The sequence below is a fragment of the Streptomyces sp. SJL17-4 genome (genome assembly GCF_036826855.1).
Taxonomy (GTDB): Bacteria; Actinomycetota; Actinomycetes; order Streptomycetales; family Streptomycetaceae; genus Streptomyces.
Genome location: NZ_CP104578.1, coordinates 311846 through 329745, shown reverse-complemented (window position 1 = coordinate 329745; position 17900 = coordinate 311846). Strand labels below are relative to the sequence as shown.

At 69.1% G+C, this 17900-nt stretch carries 11 protein-coding genes and 1 pseudogene; 5 read left to right on the top strand and 7 right to left on the bottom strand.

The features are described 5' to 3' along the window. Positions 1-134: 134 nt before the first annotated feature. Together N5875_RS01445 and N5875_RS01440 are read right to left on the bottom strand one after the other, a co-directional pair. Positions 135-2957 (bottom strand): glycoside hydrolase family 2 TIM barrel-domain containing protein, encoded by a 2823-nt coding sequence (locus tag N5875_RS01445; RefSeq protein WP_338491354.1) that lies wholly within the window; start codon positions 2955-2957, stop codon positions 135-137. A 168-nt stretch (positions 2958-3125) separates the two neighbouring features. After that, entirely contained in the window at positions 3126-4472 is a 1347-nt protein-coding gene (locus N5875_RS01440) for a PHB depolymerase family esterase (RefSeq protein ID WP_338491352.1), read from the bottom strand. Positions 4473-4914: 442 nt separating this feature from the next. Here N5875_RS01440 and N5875_RS01435 point away from each other — a divergent pair. After that, a pseudogene (locus tag N5875_RS01435) lies at positions 4915-5052 on the top strand (IS5/IS1182 family transposase); the annotation flags it as partial. Between the two features lie 73 nt (positions 5053-5125). On the opposite strand, the gene N5875_RS01430 reads toward N5875_RS01435, so the two are convergent. Both N5875_RS01430 and N5875_RS01425 read right to left on the bottom strand, forming a co-directional pair. Further along, the gene (locus N5875_RS01430) at positions 5126-6271 is read right to left on the bottom strand and encodes an SMI1/KNR4 family protein (protein WP_318210372.1); all 1146 of its coding nucleotides are present in this window, start codon (positions 6269-6271) and stop codon (positions 5126-5128) included. Between the two features lie 371 nt (positions 6272-6642). After that, on the bottom strand, positions 6643-8949 hold the full coding sequence (locus N5875_RS01425; RefSeq protein ID WP_338491348.1) for a beta-L-arabinofuranosidase domain-containing protein: 2307 nt from the start codon (positions 8947-8949) through the stop codon (positions 6643-6645). Between the two features lie 93 nt (positions 8950-9042). Here N5875_RS01425 and N5875_RS01420 point away from each other — a divergent pair, with 93 nt between their 5' ends. Further along, positions 9043-9183: a hypothetical protein gene (locus N5875_RS01420; RefSeq protein ID WP_338491345.1), complete on the top strand. Its 141-nt coding sequence runs from the start codon at positions 9043-9045 to the stop codon at positions 9181-9183. Between the two features lie 211 nt (positions 9184-9394). Here N5875_RS01420 and N5875_RS01415 read toward each other — a convergent pair whose 3' ends face one another. After that, a complete protein-coding gene (locus N5875_RS01415; RefSeq protein ID WP_338491342.1) occupies positions 9395-9610 on the bottom strand; it encodes a hypothetical protein in 216 nt (71 codons plus the stop codon). 1017 nt (positions 9611-10627) lie between these two features. Here N5875_RS01415 and N5875_RS01410 point away from each other — a divergent pair. From N5875_RS01410 to N5875_RS01400, 3 genes are all read left to right on the top strand, one after another. Continuing rightward, on the top strand, positions 10628-12055 hold the full coding sequence (locus N5875_RS01410) for a non-reducing end alpha-L-arabinofuranosidase family hydrolase (RefSeq protein ID WP_338491339.1): 1428 nt from the start codon (positions 10628-10630) through the stop codon (positions 12053-12055). Between the two features lie 90 nt (positions 12056-12145). After that, positions 12146-13798 (top strand): ricin-type beta-trefoil lectin domain protein, encoded by a 1653-nt coding sequence (locus N5875_RS01405; RefSeq protein ID WP_338491335.1) that lies wholly within the window; start codon positions 12146-12148, stop codon positions 13796-13798. Positions 13799-13816: 18 nt separating this feature from the next. Beyond that, a complete protein-coding gene (locus N5875_RS01400) occupies positions 13817-14941 on the top strand; it encodes a ricin-type beta-trefoil lectin domain protein (RefSeq protein ID WP_318210367.1) in 1125 nt (374 codons plus the stop codon). Positions 14942-15057: 116 nt separating this feature from the next. Here the strand turns inward: N5875_RS01400 and yicI are convergent, their stop codons facing one another. Together yicI and N5875_RS01390 are read right to left on the bottom strand one after the other, a co-directional pair. Further along, the gene (gene yicI, locus N5875_RS01395; RefSeq protein ID WP_338491330.1) at positions 15058-17340 is read right to left on the bottom strand and encodes an alpha-xylosidase; all 2283 of its coding nucleotides are present in this window, start codon (positions 17338-17340) and stop codon (positions 15058-15060) included. Next, positions 17337-17861: a hypothetical protein gene (locus N5875_RS01390; RefSeq protein ID WP_338491327.1), complete on the bottom strand. Its 525-nt coding sequence runs from the start codon at positions 17859-17861 to the stop codon at positions 17337-17339. Before N5875_RS01390 ends, yicI begins: the two co-directional genes overlap by 4 nt. Positions 17862-17900 lie beyond the last annotated feature (39 nt).

The following is a 17900-nucleotide window of genomic DNA, read 5'->3' as shown; positions in this document are numbered from 1 at the left end:
TGGCAACCGAGACAAGCGACTCCGGACGGATGGTCACCCGGCCCAGAGCGCCGACGCCGTCGTGGGCGGCGAGGAGCAGCGCCGGTCGGCAGGGGGCCCGGCCGCATATTGCGGCGTCGGCGAGGGGGGAGGTGCTACTGGGAGAACCAGAAGTACAGGGTCCGGCCGTAGTCGCCTGTCGCCGTGGTGGCGGCGCCGCTGGGGCCGAGGGCGGCCGGTGGGTCGAACTTGGTACCGATGGCCGGGATGGCGTCGAGGAAGGAGAGATCGCCCTTCGGGAAGGGCGGCGCGGTGTGGCGGGGGTCGGGGCCGAACCGGGGGGTGAAGAGGCGGAGGTAGAGGTTCTCGTCCTCGGAGACCATGGTGATGCGTCCGGCGGTAGTGTGCAGGGACGCCCAGCGGACGTCGGCGTGGTAGCCCTTGAACTCCGGGTACACCCAGCCGTCGGCACCGGTCGCGGTGTCGTTGTACTGCTTCGTCCAGACGTCCGTCGCGACGCCGCGCAGCCGGTTCTTCCACACCCTGTGCGGTCCGTGGCCGAGCCATGTCACGCCGGTCACCTGCGATTCGGGATGGTCGAAGCCGACGCCGAAGAGGTCGTGCTCGCCGCTGAGGTGGTAGCGGTAGTCCAACTGCAGCCAGCCGCTGCGGTGCAGATGCCACCGGACGTGGCGCAGGACGCCGGAGTACGTGGCCTCCACCGTGTAGCCGTTGCCGTCGGGCCCGTGCGTCAGGCGGCCGAGGCCGGCCGTCCCGGTGGTGGGCAGTGGGCCACGGGACAGCGCGAAGTCCCTCCCTCGGTGGGTGACGCCGGCCAGCATGCCCGTCGTGGCGTCGAGCGTGACGGTGGTGTGGCGGGATACGAGGGTGAGCCTGTCGTCCGCGAGTCGGCCGCGTACGGCGGGTCCCGGGCCCGTCCGTACCAGCCGTCGGGCCTGGTCGGTGGCGGATGTGATGGTCCAGGTCCAGCTGTGGAGCTCGTGTCCGTCGGCGTCGGTGACGGTGAGCGCGATGGCGTCGGCGCGTCGCCAACTGGACGGCAGGGGCAGGCGCAGCACTCCTTGCGCGCCGGGCTCGATGTCCGGCGCGGAGGCGGTGCCTTGGGCGCGGATCGTGTGGCCGTCCCGCCGCTGCGACGGGGTGTGGAAGTCCAGGAGCCGCCAAGTGAACCGGCAGGTACGGGTGTTGGTGAAGGCGTAGTGGTTGGTGAGGTGGATCCGCCCGTCGAAGTCGTTCGGCAAACCGGAGGTGAACCGCTCCGGCTCGGCGAGTTGCACGGGCGACCAGATGTCCTTGATCGTGTAGAAGCTGGCCTCCTTCTCACGGAAGGGGCCGAGGATGCCGTCGGGTGCGGCGTTGCCCGCCACATCGATGGCGCCGCCGAGGTCGTCCCGCACGATGCCCTCGTCGATCAGTGACCACAGGAAGCCTCCGGCAGAGAGCCGTTCACGGCCCATCAGCTTCCAGTAGTCGTCGAGCCCTGCCCCGGCGCCGCCGTCGTAGAGACCGTGGAGGAACTCGGTGGGCATGAAGACGTCCCCCCGTTCCCGGAGGATGCGGCGCGTGCTGTCGTACGTCTCGTAGTGGTCGGTGTTGATGCCGCCGAAGTTCGCCCAGGGGTGGAGAACGGTGCGCTGCTGGGGGTCGTGGCGGGCGTAGTCGCCGTCGAGGGCGGTGTTCCAGCCGCCTTCGTTGCCGTTGCACCAGAACAGGATCGACGGGTGGTTGACGTCACGGGCGACCATCGAGGCGACGAGGGGTCTGCCTGCCGCCTCGTCGTAGGACTTCTGCCAGCCGGCCAGTTCGTCGAGCACGTACAGCCCGAGTTCGTCGGCGAGGTCGAGGAAGTGCGGGTCCGGCGGGTAGTGGGACATCCGGACCGCGTTCATGTTCATCTCCTTCATCAGGAGGATGTCCTTGCGGCTGATGCGTGCGCTGGTCGCCCGGCCGGACGTGGGCCAGATGGTGTGCCGGTTGGCCCCCTTGAGGAGGACCTTGACGCCGTTGACGTACACACCGTCGCCGGGGCGCACCTCGACGGTGCGGAAGCCGAATCTCTCGTCGACGCGGTGGACGGTGCGGTCGTCGTCGGCGCGGAGCGCGACCTCGACGCGGTAGAGGTGCGGTGTCTCCGCCGTCCACTGCCGGGGGGAGTCGACAGCGGTCCTGAGGGTCACCGTCGTGTCGCCGGAAGCGACGGCCGCGGTGAACGGGGCGCCGACCGGGCGCCCGGAGAGGTCGGTGACCTGGGCGACGAGACGGTCCGCGGAACCGGTACCCGACAGGTGGGCGTCGATCCGCAGCGTGCCGTCGGCGCGGGCGTCGACGGCGATGCGTTCGATGTGCTGGAGCGGGAACGCCTCAAGATGGACGGGCCGGTAGATGCCGCCGAAGTTCCAGTAGTCTCCGAGACGTTCGGCCCTGTTGACGGAGTCGTCGGCGGACTCCTTGCTGACGGTCACCTCCAGGAGGTTGTCCCGGCCCGGCCGCAGCTTTCCGGTCACCTCGTGACGGAACCGGTAGAAGCCGCCGCGGCGGACGGGACCGGCCGACTCGCCGTTGATCCACGCCTCGGTGTCGGTCATCGACCCTTCGAAGACGAGAAAGAGGCGTCTGTCACGCCAGTGGGCGGGCGGCGTGAAGGTGTGCCGGTAGTGACCTTTTTCCTCCGGGCGCAGATTCCACCCGTAGTTGTACGTACCGTATCCGTGGAACTCCCAGTTGGACGGAACCGGGATGCTGCCCCAACTGCCGCTGCGTCGACCGCTGGTGCAAAGGAAGTCCCAGTCGACCGGGTGGTCGGCGTCCTCTCCGGACAGATACAGACGCTCGGTGCGCGTCGAGGCGTCCGTTCCGTCGGCCGTTCCGGCGGCCCGAGCCGAGCCCGTGGGGAGACCTCCGGCGAGGGCCGCGCCCGCTGCGCCCAGGATCAGAACACCACGGCGTGACAATTGCATGACATCTCCAGACTTCAGAAACCATCGGGAGGGAACGGCGGGGCGGCGCGCGCAGTCGACGGGTCAGGGTCCGTAGACGGTGGTCGAAGCGCTTGCGTCGGCAACCCCGGAGATCAGAGCACATCCGCAGGGGCGATGACGACGTGAGGAGTCGAACGAGCGGTCGTGTCAGCCGAGGCGCCACTGCTGGTTGCTGCCCCCGTTGCAGTCCCACAGTTCGACCAGTGCGCCACTGGCGGTGGAGGCACCGGTCACATCCAGGCACAGGCCTGACTGGACGCTGGTGACGGTGCCGTTGGAGTTGCGGTTCCATTGCTGGCTGGTGCCGCCGTTGCAGTCCCATATCGCGACTTTGGCGCCGGCCGTGGTGCCGGTTGCGTCGAGGCACTTCGCGCCGCCGTAGACGGTGAGCTGCTTGGCCGACGTACTCGTCCAGGTCTGGTTCGTGCCGCCGTTGCAGTCCCAGATCTGCGTCTGGGTGCCGTTGGTCTGCGAAAAGCCGGGCACGTCCAGGCACTTGCCGGAACCGGTGGCGTGGACCGGACCGGTGGTGGTCCTGCCGGAGCCGTCGAGTCCGAAGAAGGCGATGGCCCGGGCCGCCATGCCGCTTTCGGGCAGGGAGTGCCCGACACCCTGGAAGCTGTTCGCCTCGACGGGTGCCTGCGCACCGGTGGAGCCGTAGCGGGTGCGGGTCCAGTTGGGCTGCGGGGAGTCGGTGAAGACCGGGGTCTGGCTCACCCCGAGCACATTGGTCCACTGCTTGATCTCTTCACCGAAGTTCGCGTAGTACAGCGCTTCGTCCTCGGTACCGTGCCACAGCTGCATCCGCGGCCGGGGGCCGGTGTACCCGGGGTAGGCGTTGCGGACGAGGTCGCCCCACTCCTGCGGGGTCTTGCTGATCTTGCCGGTGGCGCAGTCGGTGTTCCAGCCGGAGCCGTTGGTGGTGGCGAAGCAGCCGAACGGCACACCCATGAACGCCGCGCCGGCCTTGAACAGGTCGGGGTACGCGCCGAGCATGACATTGGTCGTCATCGCGCCGGACGAGGCGCCGGTGACGTAGACCCGGCCGGGGTCGGCGTTCATGTTCTGCAGGGTGTACCGGACCATCGAGGCGATGCTCGTGGGGTCACTGCCCCCGTCATGCTTGAGCGCCTGGGGCGAGGAGACGTCGAAGCACTGCCCGCTGACGTTCGCGTCCGGGTAGACGACGATGAACCCGTACTGGTCGGCCAGGCGGGCGAACTCCGTGTTGGTGTAGAAGGCCGGCCCCGTACCGGTGCAGTAGTGCACTGCCACCAGCACGGCCGGGCGGGCCGGAGCGCTGTCGGGCCGGTAGACGTACATCCGCAGGTTTCCGGGGTTGCTACCGAAGTTGGTCACCTCGGTCAGTGACGCGGCCGACGCGGTGGCGGCCGAGGTGCCGGTCAGTACGAGCGCCGCGATCAGCGCCGAGATCGCCATCAGCATGGCTACCAGTACATCCGTGACGCTTCTCTTCGTGGACTTCCGGGACATGACGGTGTCCTTTCTGGAATCCGGTGCCGGCCGGGGGATGACCGGGGTAGTGAAGCGCTTCGACGCTTCCATTGCCCCGGGTGTGATGTCAATGCCTGTGCTACGGCTCGAGTATCGAGTGAAGCGCTTCAACACTCGCTGACGGCCACCGGCCGACCTTGATCGCCGCGACGGGAGGAGCCGTTGTCGACGATCCAGAACACGCGCTTGGCGCTTACGCGGGGTTCCTGGCTCAGACACCGGCCGGAACCGACAGCCCGCAATGAGCTTCTTCGAGTTGGCCACCGATCGGGTGATGGTCGTGAAGCGCAACGAACGAGGCCCCCGAGCTGTTGATCGAGATGTCTGATGTCTCAATCACGTTGCTCGGGGGCCTCGTTGGTCATCCATTCTGCCGCACTTGACCTGCCGCATGCGCTCGTGGAGTGGGTCACCATGCTGACTGGCCGCCGCGCGAGCGCCCGTCGAGCGCGGTGTCGCGAGCCTGAAGTCCTGGCGGATCTTCCGCAGGTCCCGATGCAGCCCCAACCGCATGACGTCAATCGTCAAGGCCATCCTCACGCTGGAGCGGCAGCGCTGAGGATCCTTAGTGAGCGCTTCGTCTGGCGATGACCGCCACATGAAGCGCTCACCCGGAACCGAAACCTCTGGGGTCAGTCCTGATCTTGGCTGTACTGGGCCGCGTACCAACTGGAGTCGATGGCGGGGTTGCGCAGCACCCCCCAGAATCGGTCGTCAGGTATCGGTGGCAGGGGCTGATTGCCCAGGTCCGCATGCAGATCCGCACGCCAGTCGAGAGTGAAGTGACTCCGGGTCTCCGCGCTCTCGCACACGGACCTGTACGGGGACCCCCAGATCCCAAGGGCTATTTTCTCCGCGGCCCACCTGCGTGTGTGGTCGCGGCCGGCGTCGGCCTGTGCGAGCACCGCGCGGAGTCGCAAGGCGAGCGGGCCGGTCTGGTCCGGCTGTGGCGGGGCCACACCGCGCTCCCACGAGTCCAGGGCTGTCTTGACCTCCGGGTAGTTGTTCAGGCCCGTTTCGACCGCCAGTCTGCGCAGCTGCTTCCGCGCGGCATCGACCACCTGCTCATACGGCAGGACTGCGAGCAGCGCACCGAGTTCCTCATGCCCGTCCAGGTGGCTCACGTGGAGGAGGTCGGTGGGACTGTAGGACAGGTCCAGCTCCGGCAGCTGCTCATCCGGTGCGGGAAGAGGATCGTCGGCACTGTACTGCGGCCTGGCAGGCGGACGCCCCTCCCAGAACAGCCGGCCGTTGAAGGTGACGACACCGGCGTCCTGGCCGCGCTCAAGCGTGCCGGCCAGTTCGGCCAGATACTCCCCCAGCGAGCCGGCCTGCCCGAAACTGGTGCCGGTCTCGTCGAAGAACCGTCCGATTACACCGAAGGAGTCCCGCCCGGTACGGCAATCCATCAGAAGACCGTCCGACGTCACGTCGTAAGAACCGAACTTCACGTAGTCGTGAAGCCAGTAGCCCTCGGTCTCCCCGTCGGGGCCCTGGTCGATGCCGCGCATGAACCCGGTGTCCCCGAGGATTCCGCTCACTCCGAGCGGCCGGTCGCCCGTGCTGAAGCGGAAAGCCTCAGGTCCCTCCAGCGCCCCGTTGTGCCGGAGGAGTGATGCGACCAGGTCCGAAGGAAAGGTGACCCCCAGTTCCTGTTGCGCTGCTGCGATCTCCTCGTCTCCTGCGGGCGGCCGAAGCGTGGCAAACGTGCGGGGCGCGTGCTCGCGCAGCCACGCGTCGATGCGAGTCCATGAGTCCTGGACCAGGTCTGATGTCATAGGGCCGACCTTAGAGCCGGCGGCTGACAACAGCCTGATCGTCGCTCACCGGCCTTGCCGCCGGGTTGGCGTTCAGGCCGGCAAGCTTCGAGTGGACCCTTGTCCCGGCTCATCAAGCTGCTGGCACCGGACGCTGCAGCCGCCCACTCGACGCTGAAGCGCTCAGTCGCAAGCACCCGATCGGTGGCCAACTCGAAGAAGCTCAATGCGCCGCTGGTGGCCGCGTGGGCCGGTCCGGCGACGTGCGTCGCGGCCGACGCGACCAGGGCCGCGAGCACCACGGACAGATGCCTGCGGCTGAAACGTACGAAGGTCGAAAGGTCGAACGCGGTGGAGGATGGAAGCCGACCAGGATGCGCTTCCTCGGCGGGCTAGTCCCTCACGATGCGCCACCGGTTGTCGGCCGTGCCGTCGTCCGAGTCCTGGACTGCGAACGCACCCGCAGCGGTGGAGTTGTTCGCGATGGCGAGCAACTTGCCGCTGTTCTCGTTGCGGATCCTGTAGGTCCCGTCTCCCTGGTCGAGCAGCGTCCATCGGTGGTCGGCGGTGCCGTTGTCCGACCACTGCAGGACGGTCGCGCCGTCTGCCGTCGACATGTTCAAGACGCCGAGCACCTTGCCGCTGTGGGCATTGCGGAAGCGGACCGCGTTTCCGTCGGCGATCATGTGCCAGTCGTGGTCGGCGGTGCCCGAGTCGTTCCATTGCAGAGCGCGGCCACCGTCGGCCGTGGACATGTTCTGGATGCCCAGCACGAGACCGCTGCCCACGTTGGCGAGCCGGACGGTGCCGCTGGTGTTCCAGTAGACGGTGTAGTTGTGGCCGTGCGCGTCGTGGAACGGGCCCAGGTTGACGGTGGAGCCGTTGGCGGTGGCAGTGAAGGCGAGCGAACTGCTGCTGGTTCGTGTGATCGACGACGTGTTCAGCGTCGGGAGGGAGCTGAGCGAGGAGCCACCGTAGTCGCCGGACAGGACCACCGGGCCGTAGGTGATCGCGGTGACGTTCGGGTTGTCGTTGGCCGTTCGCATGATGACCCGCATGGGCAGACGGACGGTGACCGTGTCGCCGGAGGTCCAGGAGCGGGTCAGGGTGGCGTAGCTGCCTGGGGTGGTGGTGATGTTCTGCCGCGTGCCGTTGACGCTGATCGTGGCCCCGGCGGTCCAGCTCGGGATGCGGATGCGCATGGCCCACGTGCCGCTGACGTTGCCGGTGACCTGCAGGGTCGTGGTGTCGCTGACGGGGTACGTCGTGGTCTGGGTGACAGTGACTCCGCGCCCCGACCAGTTGAGCACCGAGGGCACGAACAGGTTCACGATCAGCGTGTCGTCACTGCGGAAGTAGATGGAGTCCATCAGCCTGGTGTGCATCTCCAGGCCCGTGCCCTGGCAGCACCAGAAGGTGCCGTAGTCGGTGCTCCAGGTGCCGCCGCCCCACGCCGGACCCACCCCGCGCCGGCCTCCCGGGTTGAGGGGAGTGAAGTAGGTGACGTGGCCGTGGTCGTCGGCCGGGTTCTGCTGGCCGATCATCTGGTTGAGCCACGCCCGCTCGTAGTAGTCAAACAGCGCGACCCGGTTCGGGTCCAGCGCGAACAACTCCCGGGTGAGGGTGAGCATGTTGAAGGTGTTGCAGCTTTCGCACGTGTCCTTGTTCAGGTAGCCGGCGATGGCGTTCGGGGCGCGGAAGTGTTCCGCCTGGCTGTTGCCACCGATGGCGTAGGTGTGCGCGTTGACGGTGAAGTTCCAGGCGTCGGTGGCGATGTCCCGGTAGCGGGTCGTGCCGGTGGCCTTGTACTCCCGGGCGGCCCCGATCCACTTGGGCACCTGGGTGTTGGCGTGCAGTCCGCTGAGCTGGTCCTGGCCGGACGCCAGGGGGTTGAACACCGCGGCGTGGTCGAACCGCTGGGCGACGGTGAGCCACCGCGCGTCGCCCGTCTGCTGGTAGAGGTCGGTCAGCACGGTGTTCATGCCGCCGAACTCGGTCTGCAGCATGGCCTGCATCTGCTGGCTGCTCAGCCTGCCGGTGCGCCGGTCGACCCATCCGGCCAGGGCGAGCAGCACGTCACGGGCCTGTGTGCTGCCGATGTGGCGCCATACGTCCAGCAGGCCGGCGAGGGTCTTGTGGATGGTGTAGTATGGCACGTTGCCGTTGCTCAGGGTCCGCTGTTCGAGAGCGGTGAAGTCGGACTCGGGGTAGCCGGAGAGGTACCCGGCGTTGAAGCCGGCGGCGCCGTTGTTGGCCTGGCATGTGGCCAGCTCCGCGACCATGTAGGTGGCCTTGTCCCGGCAGACGGTGTCCCCGGTCACGGCGTACAGCTGTGCCCAGGCCGTGAGGAAGTGCCCTTGGACGTGGGTGCGGAAGGGGAAGTCCGGTGCGTCCCAGCCGCCGTTGGCGGCGGCGCCGTCGGTGGAGAGCCGGTGGTTGGTGCGGAAGTTGTAGAGCAGCCGGTCGACATCGATGAACCGCAGATAGTTCTGCGTTCGGTGCTGGTTGTCCAGCCATCGGCTTGCGGTGAGCCGGACCTGGCCGAGTTCGAAGGGGTGCGCCGAGACCCCTAAGTCGGCCCTTGCGGGAGGAACGGCCGCCTGCGCAGGAGATGTGCCCATGAGGGATCCCGTGGCAGATGCGGCGACCGTGGCCCCGGCTGCTTGCAGCAGGCGCCGTCTGCTGATGAAGGAAGACATCTTGCACCTTTCGATGACGAGAGAGCGATTGCTCGGTCGCTGACACCCGACGAGGCTTCCGCCTCCACCCTCAGCTCCCTAGCCGGTGACGCGATGGAAGGTCCATCGCTGGTCGGAACTGCCGACGTCGCGGTACGGCCGTCGGCGGTCATCCGCACGACCGCCGCGCTGTCCTCCGCCGAGGGCCCCACCACGTCGAGCGCCTCGCCGCTGCGGACACAGGCGATGGCGTGATGGCCGTCCCCGGGGACGGGAAGGCCCACCGCTGGTTCGACGCGCGGTGACGAGCCACTGGATGACGGCGGTGCCGTCCGCGTTCGACGCACGGTAGACGTCGGCGACCTTGCCGCTGCGCACGCTGACGCACGTGTAGACCCTGGTGGGCGCGATGGTGCACTGCACACGGCCATGCCGGGCGAGCACCCGAACGTGCTGCCGGCCGGACCTACGGCCGCCACCCTGCTAGGGGCAGCAGGCCCGGCAGCGCGAGCGTTTCGGCGCCGACCGCGGCGAGTCGGCCGAGCCGCGGTCCGGCGATGTCCAAGAACCGTTCTTTTTCAGAATGCATTGCGTGGACGGGCGGTTTTCCCACGAGAAACACCGCCTGGATCTCGAGGGCGTCGAAGTCCGCCGCGCCTGTAAAGCGCGCGGTTCGGGGCATGGGGGGTGGGTTCCTTCCGGGGGCGAGGCCGCTCTCGCACCGCGAATGACCGATATTCCGAACGCGGGTCGAACTGCCGGACGGGTTCGGCACCGAACGTAAAGGGTTTCCCGTACGGAAGTCAACGTGTGTGACGGTGCGGGGTCTTCGGTATCCGGGCGGCGCGAAATGCGCCGAACGGCACTCGTCGGGAACATTGACGGAACCACGGACCAAACCTATCTTCTGCTCGAAGCCCGCTCACTGTTCGTTATGCCGAACAAGCGCATCGCTCGTCGCGGCGATCGGCCCAGCGGCGCGCGGCGGCGGCCTGAATTCGTCGGCTCTCTGGACGCTGGGTGAGCCGGTGACGGATGCGTCAAGCGTCCACCCGCCCCTTCGGCCTGGAGTGACCCCAGAAAATCCGACACCTGGCGGCTGGAATTCTCCCCATCCAGGGGAAGTGATCCCAGGCGAAACGGCGAAAGAACCGTCCGGAAGAGTTCGAGCGGGACACGCCCGACTTCGTGCGTACCACTCCGGATCGACAACGAGTGCTTCCAGGTTCCGGCCCACCTCGCCCAGGGCTGGGGTGGTCCCCGTACCTCGAATATCCGATATACCGAACAGGCCGAATGGTGCGACACGGTCGACGCTGAACGTAAACGGCATCCCATAGGGAGGTCAACTTCTGTGACGGCCCGGCAATTTCGTTATCCGGGCGGGCGTCATGCGTCGGAACGGAACGCGTCGGAAACGTTGACGGAGCCTAGGGTCGAATCTATCTTGTGCGCGAAGTCTCGCACGCTGTTCGTTATTTCGAACAATCGGGTCCTCGTTGCAGCGGTCGACCACGCGGACCGTTCGGGCCCGGAGGAAGCATGTTTCACCGACAGCGGTGAGACGAGCCCCAGAAACGCGGTACGGCTTCGTCCGGCGGCGCCGGAGACCGGGAACCTCATGCCACCGCGCCCGTGAAGGGGCCCGGTTCCGGGCCGGGGCGCTCGAACCGCTTACTCAAGGATGTGAGAGGTCACCATGCGCAGACGCCAAATCCGCAGCGGACACCGGTTCCTGGCGCTCCCCGCCGTGCTTGCGGCTCTGGTCTCGCTGGCGGCGATGCTCGTCGCCGGACCGGCCCACGCGGCCACCAGCGGCGCCTTGCGGGGTGTCGGTTCCGGCCGGTGTCTCGATGTGCCGGGCGCCGGCCAGGGCGACGGCACGAACCTGCAGATCTGGGACTGCCACGGCGGGACCAACCAGCGGTGGACGCTGACGGACGACAATCGGCTGACCGTGTACGGCGGCAAGTGCCTGGACGTTCCGGGCCACGCCACCACGGCCGGGACCCGGCCGGTGATATGGAGCTGTAACGGCGGTACGAACCAGCGGTGGCGGGTCGGCGCCGACGGCACGATCGTCGCCGCGGAGTCCGGCTTGTGCTTGGACGTGTCGGGCGGTGGCGCGGCCAACGGCACCGCGGTGCAGCTGTGGCACTGCCACGGCGGTGACAACCAGAAGTGGACCGGCCTGTCCGAGCCGGGCGACACGTGTCCGCTCCCGTCGACGTACCGGTGGACCTCGACCGGCCCGCTGGCCCGTCCGGCGAACGGGTGGAGCGCGCTGAAGGACTTCACCACGGTGCCGTACAACGGCCAGAACCTGGTCTACGCGACCACGTCCGACGGTTCGTCGTGGGGCACGATGGCGTTCCGTCCCTTCTCCGACTGGTCGGACATGGCGACGGCCACCCAGACCGGGATGAACCAGGGCCTGGCGGTGGCGCCCAAGCTGTTCTACTTCGCGCCCAAGAACATCTGGGTACTGGCCTCGAACGGGTGGGGCACCGCCTGGCCGTTCACCTACCGCACGTCCAGCGACCCGACCGATCCCAACGGCTGGTCCGCCCCGCAGCCGCTGTTCACCGGCAGCCTCCCCGAGTCCGGCCCCATCGACCCGACCCTGATCGGCGACGACCAGAACATGCACCTGTTCTTCGCAGACGACAACGGCAAGATCTACCGGTCGACCCTGCCGATCGGGAACTTCCCGGGCAGCTTCGGTTCGTCGTACACGACGGTCATGAGCGACACCGCGAAGAACCTGTTCGAGGCGCCGGAGGTCTACAAGGTCCAGGGACGGAACCAGTACCTCATGATCGTCGAGGCCCGGGGGGCGAACGAGGACCGCTACTTCCGCTCGTTCACCGCCTCCGGCCTGAACGGTCCGTGGACCCTCCAGGCCGGCAGCGAGAGCAGCCCCTTCGCGGGCAAGGCCAACAGCGGTGCCACGTGGACCGACGACATCAGCCACGGGGACCTGATCCGCGTCGACGCCGACCAGACCATGACCATCGACCCCTGCAACCTGCAGTTCCTCTACCAGGGCTACGACCCCGCCACACCTCAGGGCACCCCCTACCAGCAACTGCCGTACCGACCGGGCCTGCTCACCCTGCGGCGCTGAACCCCGCGGGCACCCGAGCACCAGCTCATGACCCCGACGATCAGGCCCGCACGGCGGCCCACGCCGTGCGGGCCAGGAAGGAAGAACCCCATGGTCCCCCTGTACCGACGATTACCGCGCCTCCTCGCGGCCGCCACGCTGACGCTCGCCGCCTGCGTCACCGCCACCGCCACCGTCCACACGGGCGCCGAGGCCGCGCCGGGCAGCCCGGCGCTCACCCCGCCGATGGGCTGGAACAGCTGGAACAGCTTCGGATGCGGGATCACCGAGGCTCAGGTCCGTCAGGCCGCCGACACGATGGTGTCCTCGGGCATGAAGGACGCGGGTTACCAGTACGTCGTCGTCGACGACTGCTGGTTCGACCCGCAGCGCGACGCGGCGGGCAACCTCCGGGCCAATCCGACCACGTTCCCCAGCGGCATGAAGGCGCTCGGGGACTACATCCACGGCAAGGGCCTGAAGTTCGGCATCTACCAGGCCCCCAACGAGAAAACGTGCGCCCAGGGCGTGGGCACCTACCCCGGCTCGACGGGCAGCAAGGGCCACGAGGCCCACGACGCCGCCGCCTTCGCCTCCTGGGGCGTCGACTACCTCAAGTACGACTGGTGCTCCGGCAGCGGCACCCTGGGCGAACAGATCGAACGGTTCACGATCATGCGCGACGCCCTGCGCGCCACCGGCCGCCCGATCGTCTACAGCATCAACCCCAACAGCTTCCACGCCCCCACCGGCGCCACCTACGACTGGGGTGAGGTCGCCGACCTGTGGCGGACGACCGAGGATCTGCTCGACATCTGGCAGAACACCAACACCAACAGCTACCCGATGGGCGTCGGCAACGTCCTGGACATCACCGCACCACTGGCCGCGCAGTCGGGTCCGGGGCACTGGAACGACCCCGACATGCTGGTCGTCGGCCGCCCCGGGCTGTCCCTGACCGAGTCCCGCACCCACTTCTCCCTGTGGGCGCTGCTGGGCGCTCCGCTCATGGCCGGCAACGACATCCGCACCATGTCCGCCGACGTGAGCGCCATCCTGCGCAACCCCCGCCTGGTGGCGGTGAACCAGGACCCGCTGGGCGCGGGCGGACGCCGGGTCCGCGACGACGGCAGCACCGAGGTGTTCGCCAAGCCCCTGGCCGACGGCTCCGTCGCCGTGGGCCTGCTCAACAGGGGAGGAAGCCCCACGACCATCACCGCCACGGCCGCGCAGGTCGGCCTCGCCGGGCAGTCGTTCGCCCTCACCGACCTGTGGACCGGCGGTACGTCGAGCACCACCGGCCAGATCTCCGCGAGCGTGCCCGCGCACGGTGTCGCCGTGTTCAAGGTGACCGGAGGCAGCCCGCTGGGCGCCACCACCGCACGTCTGCGCGGTACCGGGTCCGGCCGCTGCCTGGACGTGGACCGCGCCGCCACGGCGGCCGGGACGAAGGCGCTGATCTGGGACTGCCACACCGCCGCCAACCAGCTCTGGACCATGTGGGCCGGTGGCGAGATCCGCGTCTACGGCGACAAGTGCCTGGACGCCTCCGGCCAGGGCACCACCAACGGCACACCGGTCGTCATCTGGCCCTGCAACGGTCAGGACAACCAGAAGTGGACCAGGCAGGCCGACGGGTCGGTGCGCAACGTCCACGCCGGTCTGTGCCTCGACGCGAACGGGGCCGGCACCGTCAACGGGACCCCCGTCGTCCTGTGGACCTGCAACGGCCAGAACAACCAGAAGTGGACCACGCTCCCGTAACGCGAGAAAGGAAATTGCATGAGCAAGTCCTGGATGCGCCCATTGATCACGCTTGTCGCCGCCGCGCTCGGGCTGACCGGGGTGACGGCGGCAGGGGCGACCCCGGCCGGTGCGGCCTCCGCCGCCTCCGACACGCCCCTACGCGTCATGCCGTTGGGCGACTCGATCACCTGGGGCGTGGGAAGCAGCACGGGCAACGGCTACCGGGGCCCGCTGTGGGACAGGCTCGCGGCGGACGGCCATCCGCTGGACTTCGTGGGCACGGGGCGGGCCGGTTCGATGTCCGACCCCGACAACGAAGGCCACTCCGGATACCTGATCGAGCAGATCGCCGCGCTCGCCGACGCCTCGCTGACCCGCTACCGGCCCAACGTCGTGACGCTGCACATCGGCACCAACGACCTGAACCGGTCCCACCAGGTCTCCACCGCCACCGCCCGGCTGAAGTCCCTGGTCGGGCGGATCACCGCCGCCGCCCCCGACGCCACCGTCCTCGTCGCCTCCCTGGTCGTGTCCACCAGCGGATCCGAGGAGCAGTACCGTGCCGCCTACAACCGGGCCGTTCCCGGCATCGTGAGCGAGGCACAGGCCGCGGGCAAGCGCGTCGCGTACGTGGACATGAGCGGCCTGACCACGGCCGACCTGGCCGACGCCCTGCACCCCGACGACGCGGGCTACCGGAAGATGGCCGACGCCTTCCACCGCGGCGTCCAGGCCGCGGACAGCGCCGGGTGGCTGAGGAACCCCGCCCCCGCCCCCGCACGCGTACAGTCCGGCATCACCGGCAAGTGCCTGGACGTCAGCGGCGCCGGCACCGCCGACGGGACCGCCGTCCAGACGTGGAGCTGCGGCGGCGGCGCCAACCAGTACTGGTCCGCCTACACCGACGGCACCCTGCGCTCCCTGGGCAAGTGCGTCGACGCCGCCGGCTGGGGTACGGCCAACGGCACCAAGGTGCAGCTCTGGGCCTGCCACGGCGGCGCCAACCAGGTCTGGCAGCCCTACAACGGCGGTTACCGCAACCCCGCCTCCGGCCGCTGCCTCGACGTCCCGGGCTCCTCCACCACCGACGGCACACAGCTCCAGCTCTGGGACTGCCACAGCGGCTCCAACCAGAAGTGGACCACCCTGTCCGCCGGATGACCGCCGCTCCCGGGATCCGAAGCCCGTCAGGGCTCGGATCCCGGGAGGGCTCCGGCGTCGGCGAGGAACCGCGCCCAGGGCGGGGCCCCGCAGGGACCTCACTCCGACTGCCGGGTTCAGGCCGGGTACGGCAGGTCGGCCTCCGAGGTGCCGGCCGGCCGGGTGTGCAACGTCGCGTTCGGGCTGCCGATCCGCAGCTGCCAGGGGTGCGGGCTGTCGGTGGTCACGTGGAGGCGGTCGCCCTGGCGGCGCAGGTGGAAGCGGGCGGTCTCGCCGGGGCCGTCGGTGCGCGGGATCACGACGGTGCGCTCCGCCCCGTCGGCGAAGGCGTGGACCCGTAGTTCGACGCCGTCCGCCCAGGCGGAGACGGGATGTTGGTCGTCCGCGGCGAGCGGGATGACGGAATCCGGGCGGGCGAGCAGCGGCAGGGTGTGGAAGCCGTGCTGCTCGCGCACCCATCGGGGGCCGGTGATCTGGACGCCTGTCAGGACGTTGGTCCACGTCCCCTCGGGCACGTAGTAGTCGACCGTGCCGTCGTCGGTGAAGACCGGGGCGACGAGGAGGTCGTCGCCGAGCAGGTACTGCCGGTCGAGCGTGGCCGCGGCTGGGTCGTCGGGGAATTCCAGGACCATCGCGCGCATCACCGGGACGCCCGTGGCGTGCGCCTGCTGGGCGGCGCGCTGGAGGTAGGGGGCGAGGCGGTGCTTGAGGAGGGTGAAGGAGCGGGTGACGTCGACGGCTTCGTCGCCGTAGTCCCATGGCACGCGGTAGGACTTGCTGCCGTGCAGCCGGCTGTGCGAGGAGAGCAGGCCGAACTGCACCCAGCGCTTGAAGACCGCGGGGGTGGGGGTGCCCTCGAAACCGCCGATGTCATGGCTCCAGAACCCGAAGCCGGACAGACCGAGGGAGAGGCCGCCGCGCAGGGACTCGGCCATGGCGTTGAAGTGGGACTCGCAGTCGCCGCCCCAGTGGACGGGATACTGCTGACCGCCGGCGGTCGCCGAGCGGGCGAAGAGCAGCGCCTCGCCCTCGCCACGGACCTCGCGCAGCAACTCGAACACGGCCTCGTTGTAGAGGTGGGTGTAATAGTTGTGCATCCGCTCGGGGTCGGAGCCGTCGTGCCAGACGACGTCCGTGGGGATGCGCTCACCGAAGTCGGTCTTGAAGCAGTCCACGCCCGTGTCGAGCAGGCTGCGGAGCTTGCCGGTGTACCAGGCGCGGGCGGCCGGGCTGGTGAAGTCCACCAGGGCCATGCCGGGCTGCCACAGGTCCCACTGCCACACGCTGCCGTCCGGACGGCGCACCAGATGCCCCTCGCGCATGCCCTCCTCGAACAGGGCCGACTTCTGCGCGATGTAGGGGTTGATCCAGGCGGAGATCCGCAGCCCCCGTTCCTTGAGGCGGGTCAGCATGCCGGTCGGGTCGGGGAAGGTGGCGGAGTCCCAGTCGAAGTCGCACCACTGGTAGGCGCGCATCCAGAAGCAGTCGAAGTGGAACACGCTGAGCGGGATGCCGCGTTCGGCCATGCCGTCGACGAAGCGGTTGACGGTGGCCTCGTCGTAGTCGGTGGTGAAGGAGGTGGTCAGCCACAGGCCGAGTGCCCAGGCGGGCGGCAGCGCGGGGCGGCCGGTGAGGGCCGTGTAACGCTCCAGGACCTGCTTGGGGGTGGGGCCGTGGATGACGAAGTACTCCAGGGTCTGGTCCTCGACGCTGAACTGGACCTGGCCGACCGCCTCGGAACCGACCTCGTAACTCACCTTGCCGGGGTGGTTCACGAAGACGCCGTAGCCGCGGTTCGTCAGGTGGAACGGGACGTTCTTGTACGCCTGCTCGCTGCTGGTGCCGCCGTCCGCCTGCCAGATGTCCACGGACTGCCCGTTCCTGACGAACGGGGTGAAGCGCTCGCCGAGTCCGTACACCAGCTCGCCGACGCCCAGGGCGAGTTGGCCCAGCATGTGGTGACGGTCGGCGGCGTCGGTGACGAAGCCGATGCCGCGTTCGCCCACGGAGGTCAGCACCCGGCCGTCGGCGGAGAACTCCAGGCGCCACGGCTGGGAGGTGTCCACCCGCAGTGACAGCTCACCCGCACCGAGCTCGACAACCGCGCCGTCCCGGTACACCTTGCCCACGTCCGGTTGCGCGCCGGGCAGTGCGAACTCGGGCCCCCGGCGCACCGAGCCGGCGTGGTGGGTGGCACGCACCCCGATCACGCCCTCGGCCGGAGACCAGCACTCGACCGTCAGCAGCGCGCTGTTGAGCGTGCCGCCTCGGCCGCGCACGTGCTTCACCGGCGCGTAGAGGGTTACCCGGTGCTCGTCGGCCCGGACGTCCGCGACCTCGGTGGCGTAGCCCGCGGTCACTCCGGGACGCATCAGCCAGTAGCCGTCGGTGAACTTCATCGGGTGGTTTCCTCCGTCCGCGCGCGGTGCGCGGTGATCAGGCCCCGGTACCAGCGGTAGCTGTCCTTGGGCGTTCGAATGAGCGTCCTCGCCGGCCGCGACGGCATCCGCGACGGCATCCGCGACGGCGGCGAGGTGGTCGGCCGGGTCGGCGCTCCGGTCCGGGTCGTGGGACAGGCCGTCGGGGGCGAGGGTGTCGTCCTCGGCCGAGCCGTTCCCGGTGATCCGGACCGGTGGGAGGCGTGGGTAGCGGGACGCGGGTCGCGGAGGAGCTCCGTGAGCGCGGCCGGGACGACGGAGCGGCCCATGGTGGTGTGCCGGGCGCCGTACGGATCCAGCTCGCCGACGCCGACGCCGACGCCGACGCCGACGCCGACGCCGACGCCGACGCCGACGCCGACGCCGACGCCGATGCCGACCGCGGTGCGGGGCTCGGAGTCGTCCCCGCGGTGGGGCGTGGCGGCGACGGTCACCGGCCCGTGGAAGTCGATGCCGGGGAGGTCCAGCGGCTCGCCGATCATCTCCAGGTCACCGGGCAACCGCCGGGGACCGGCGGCGAC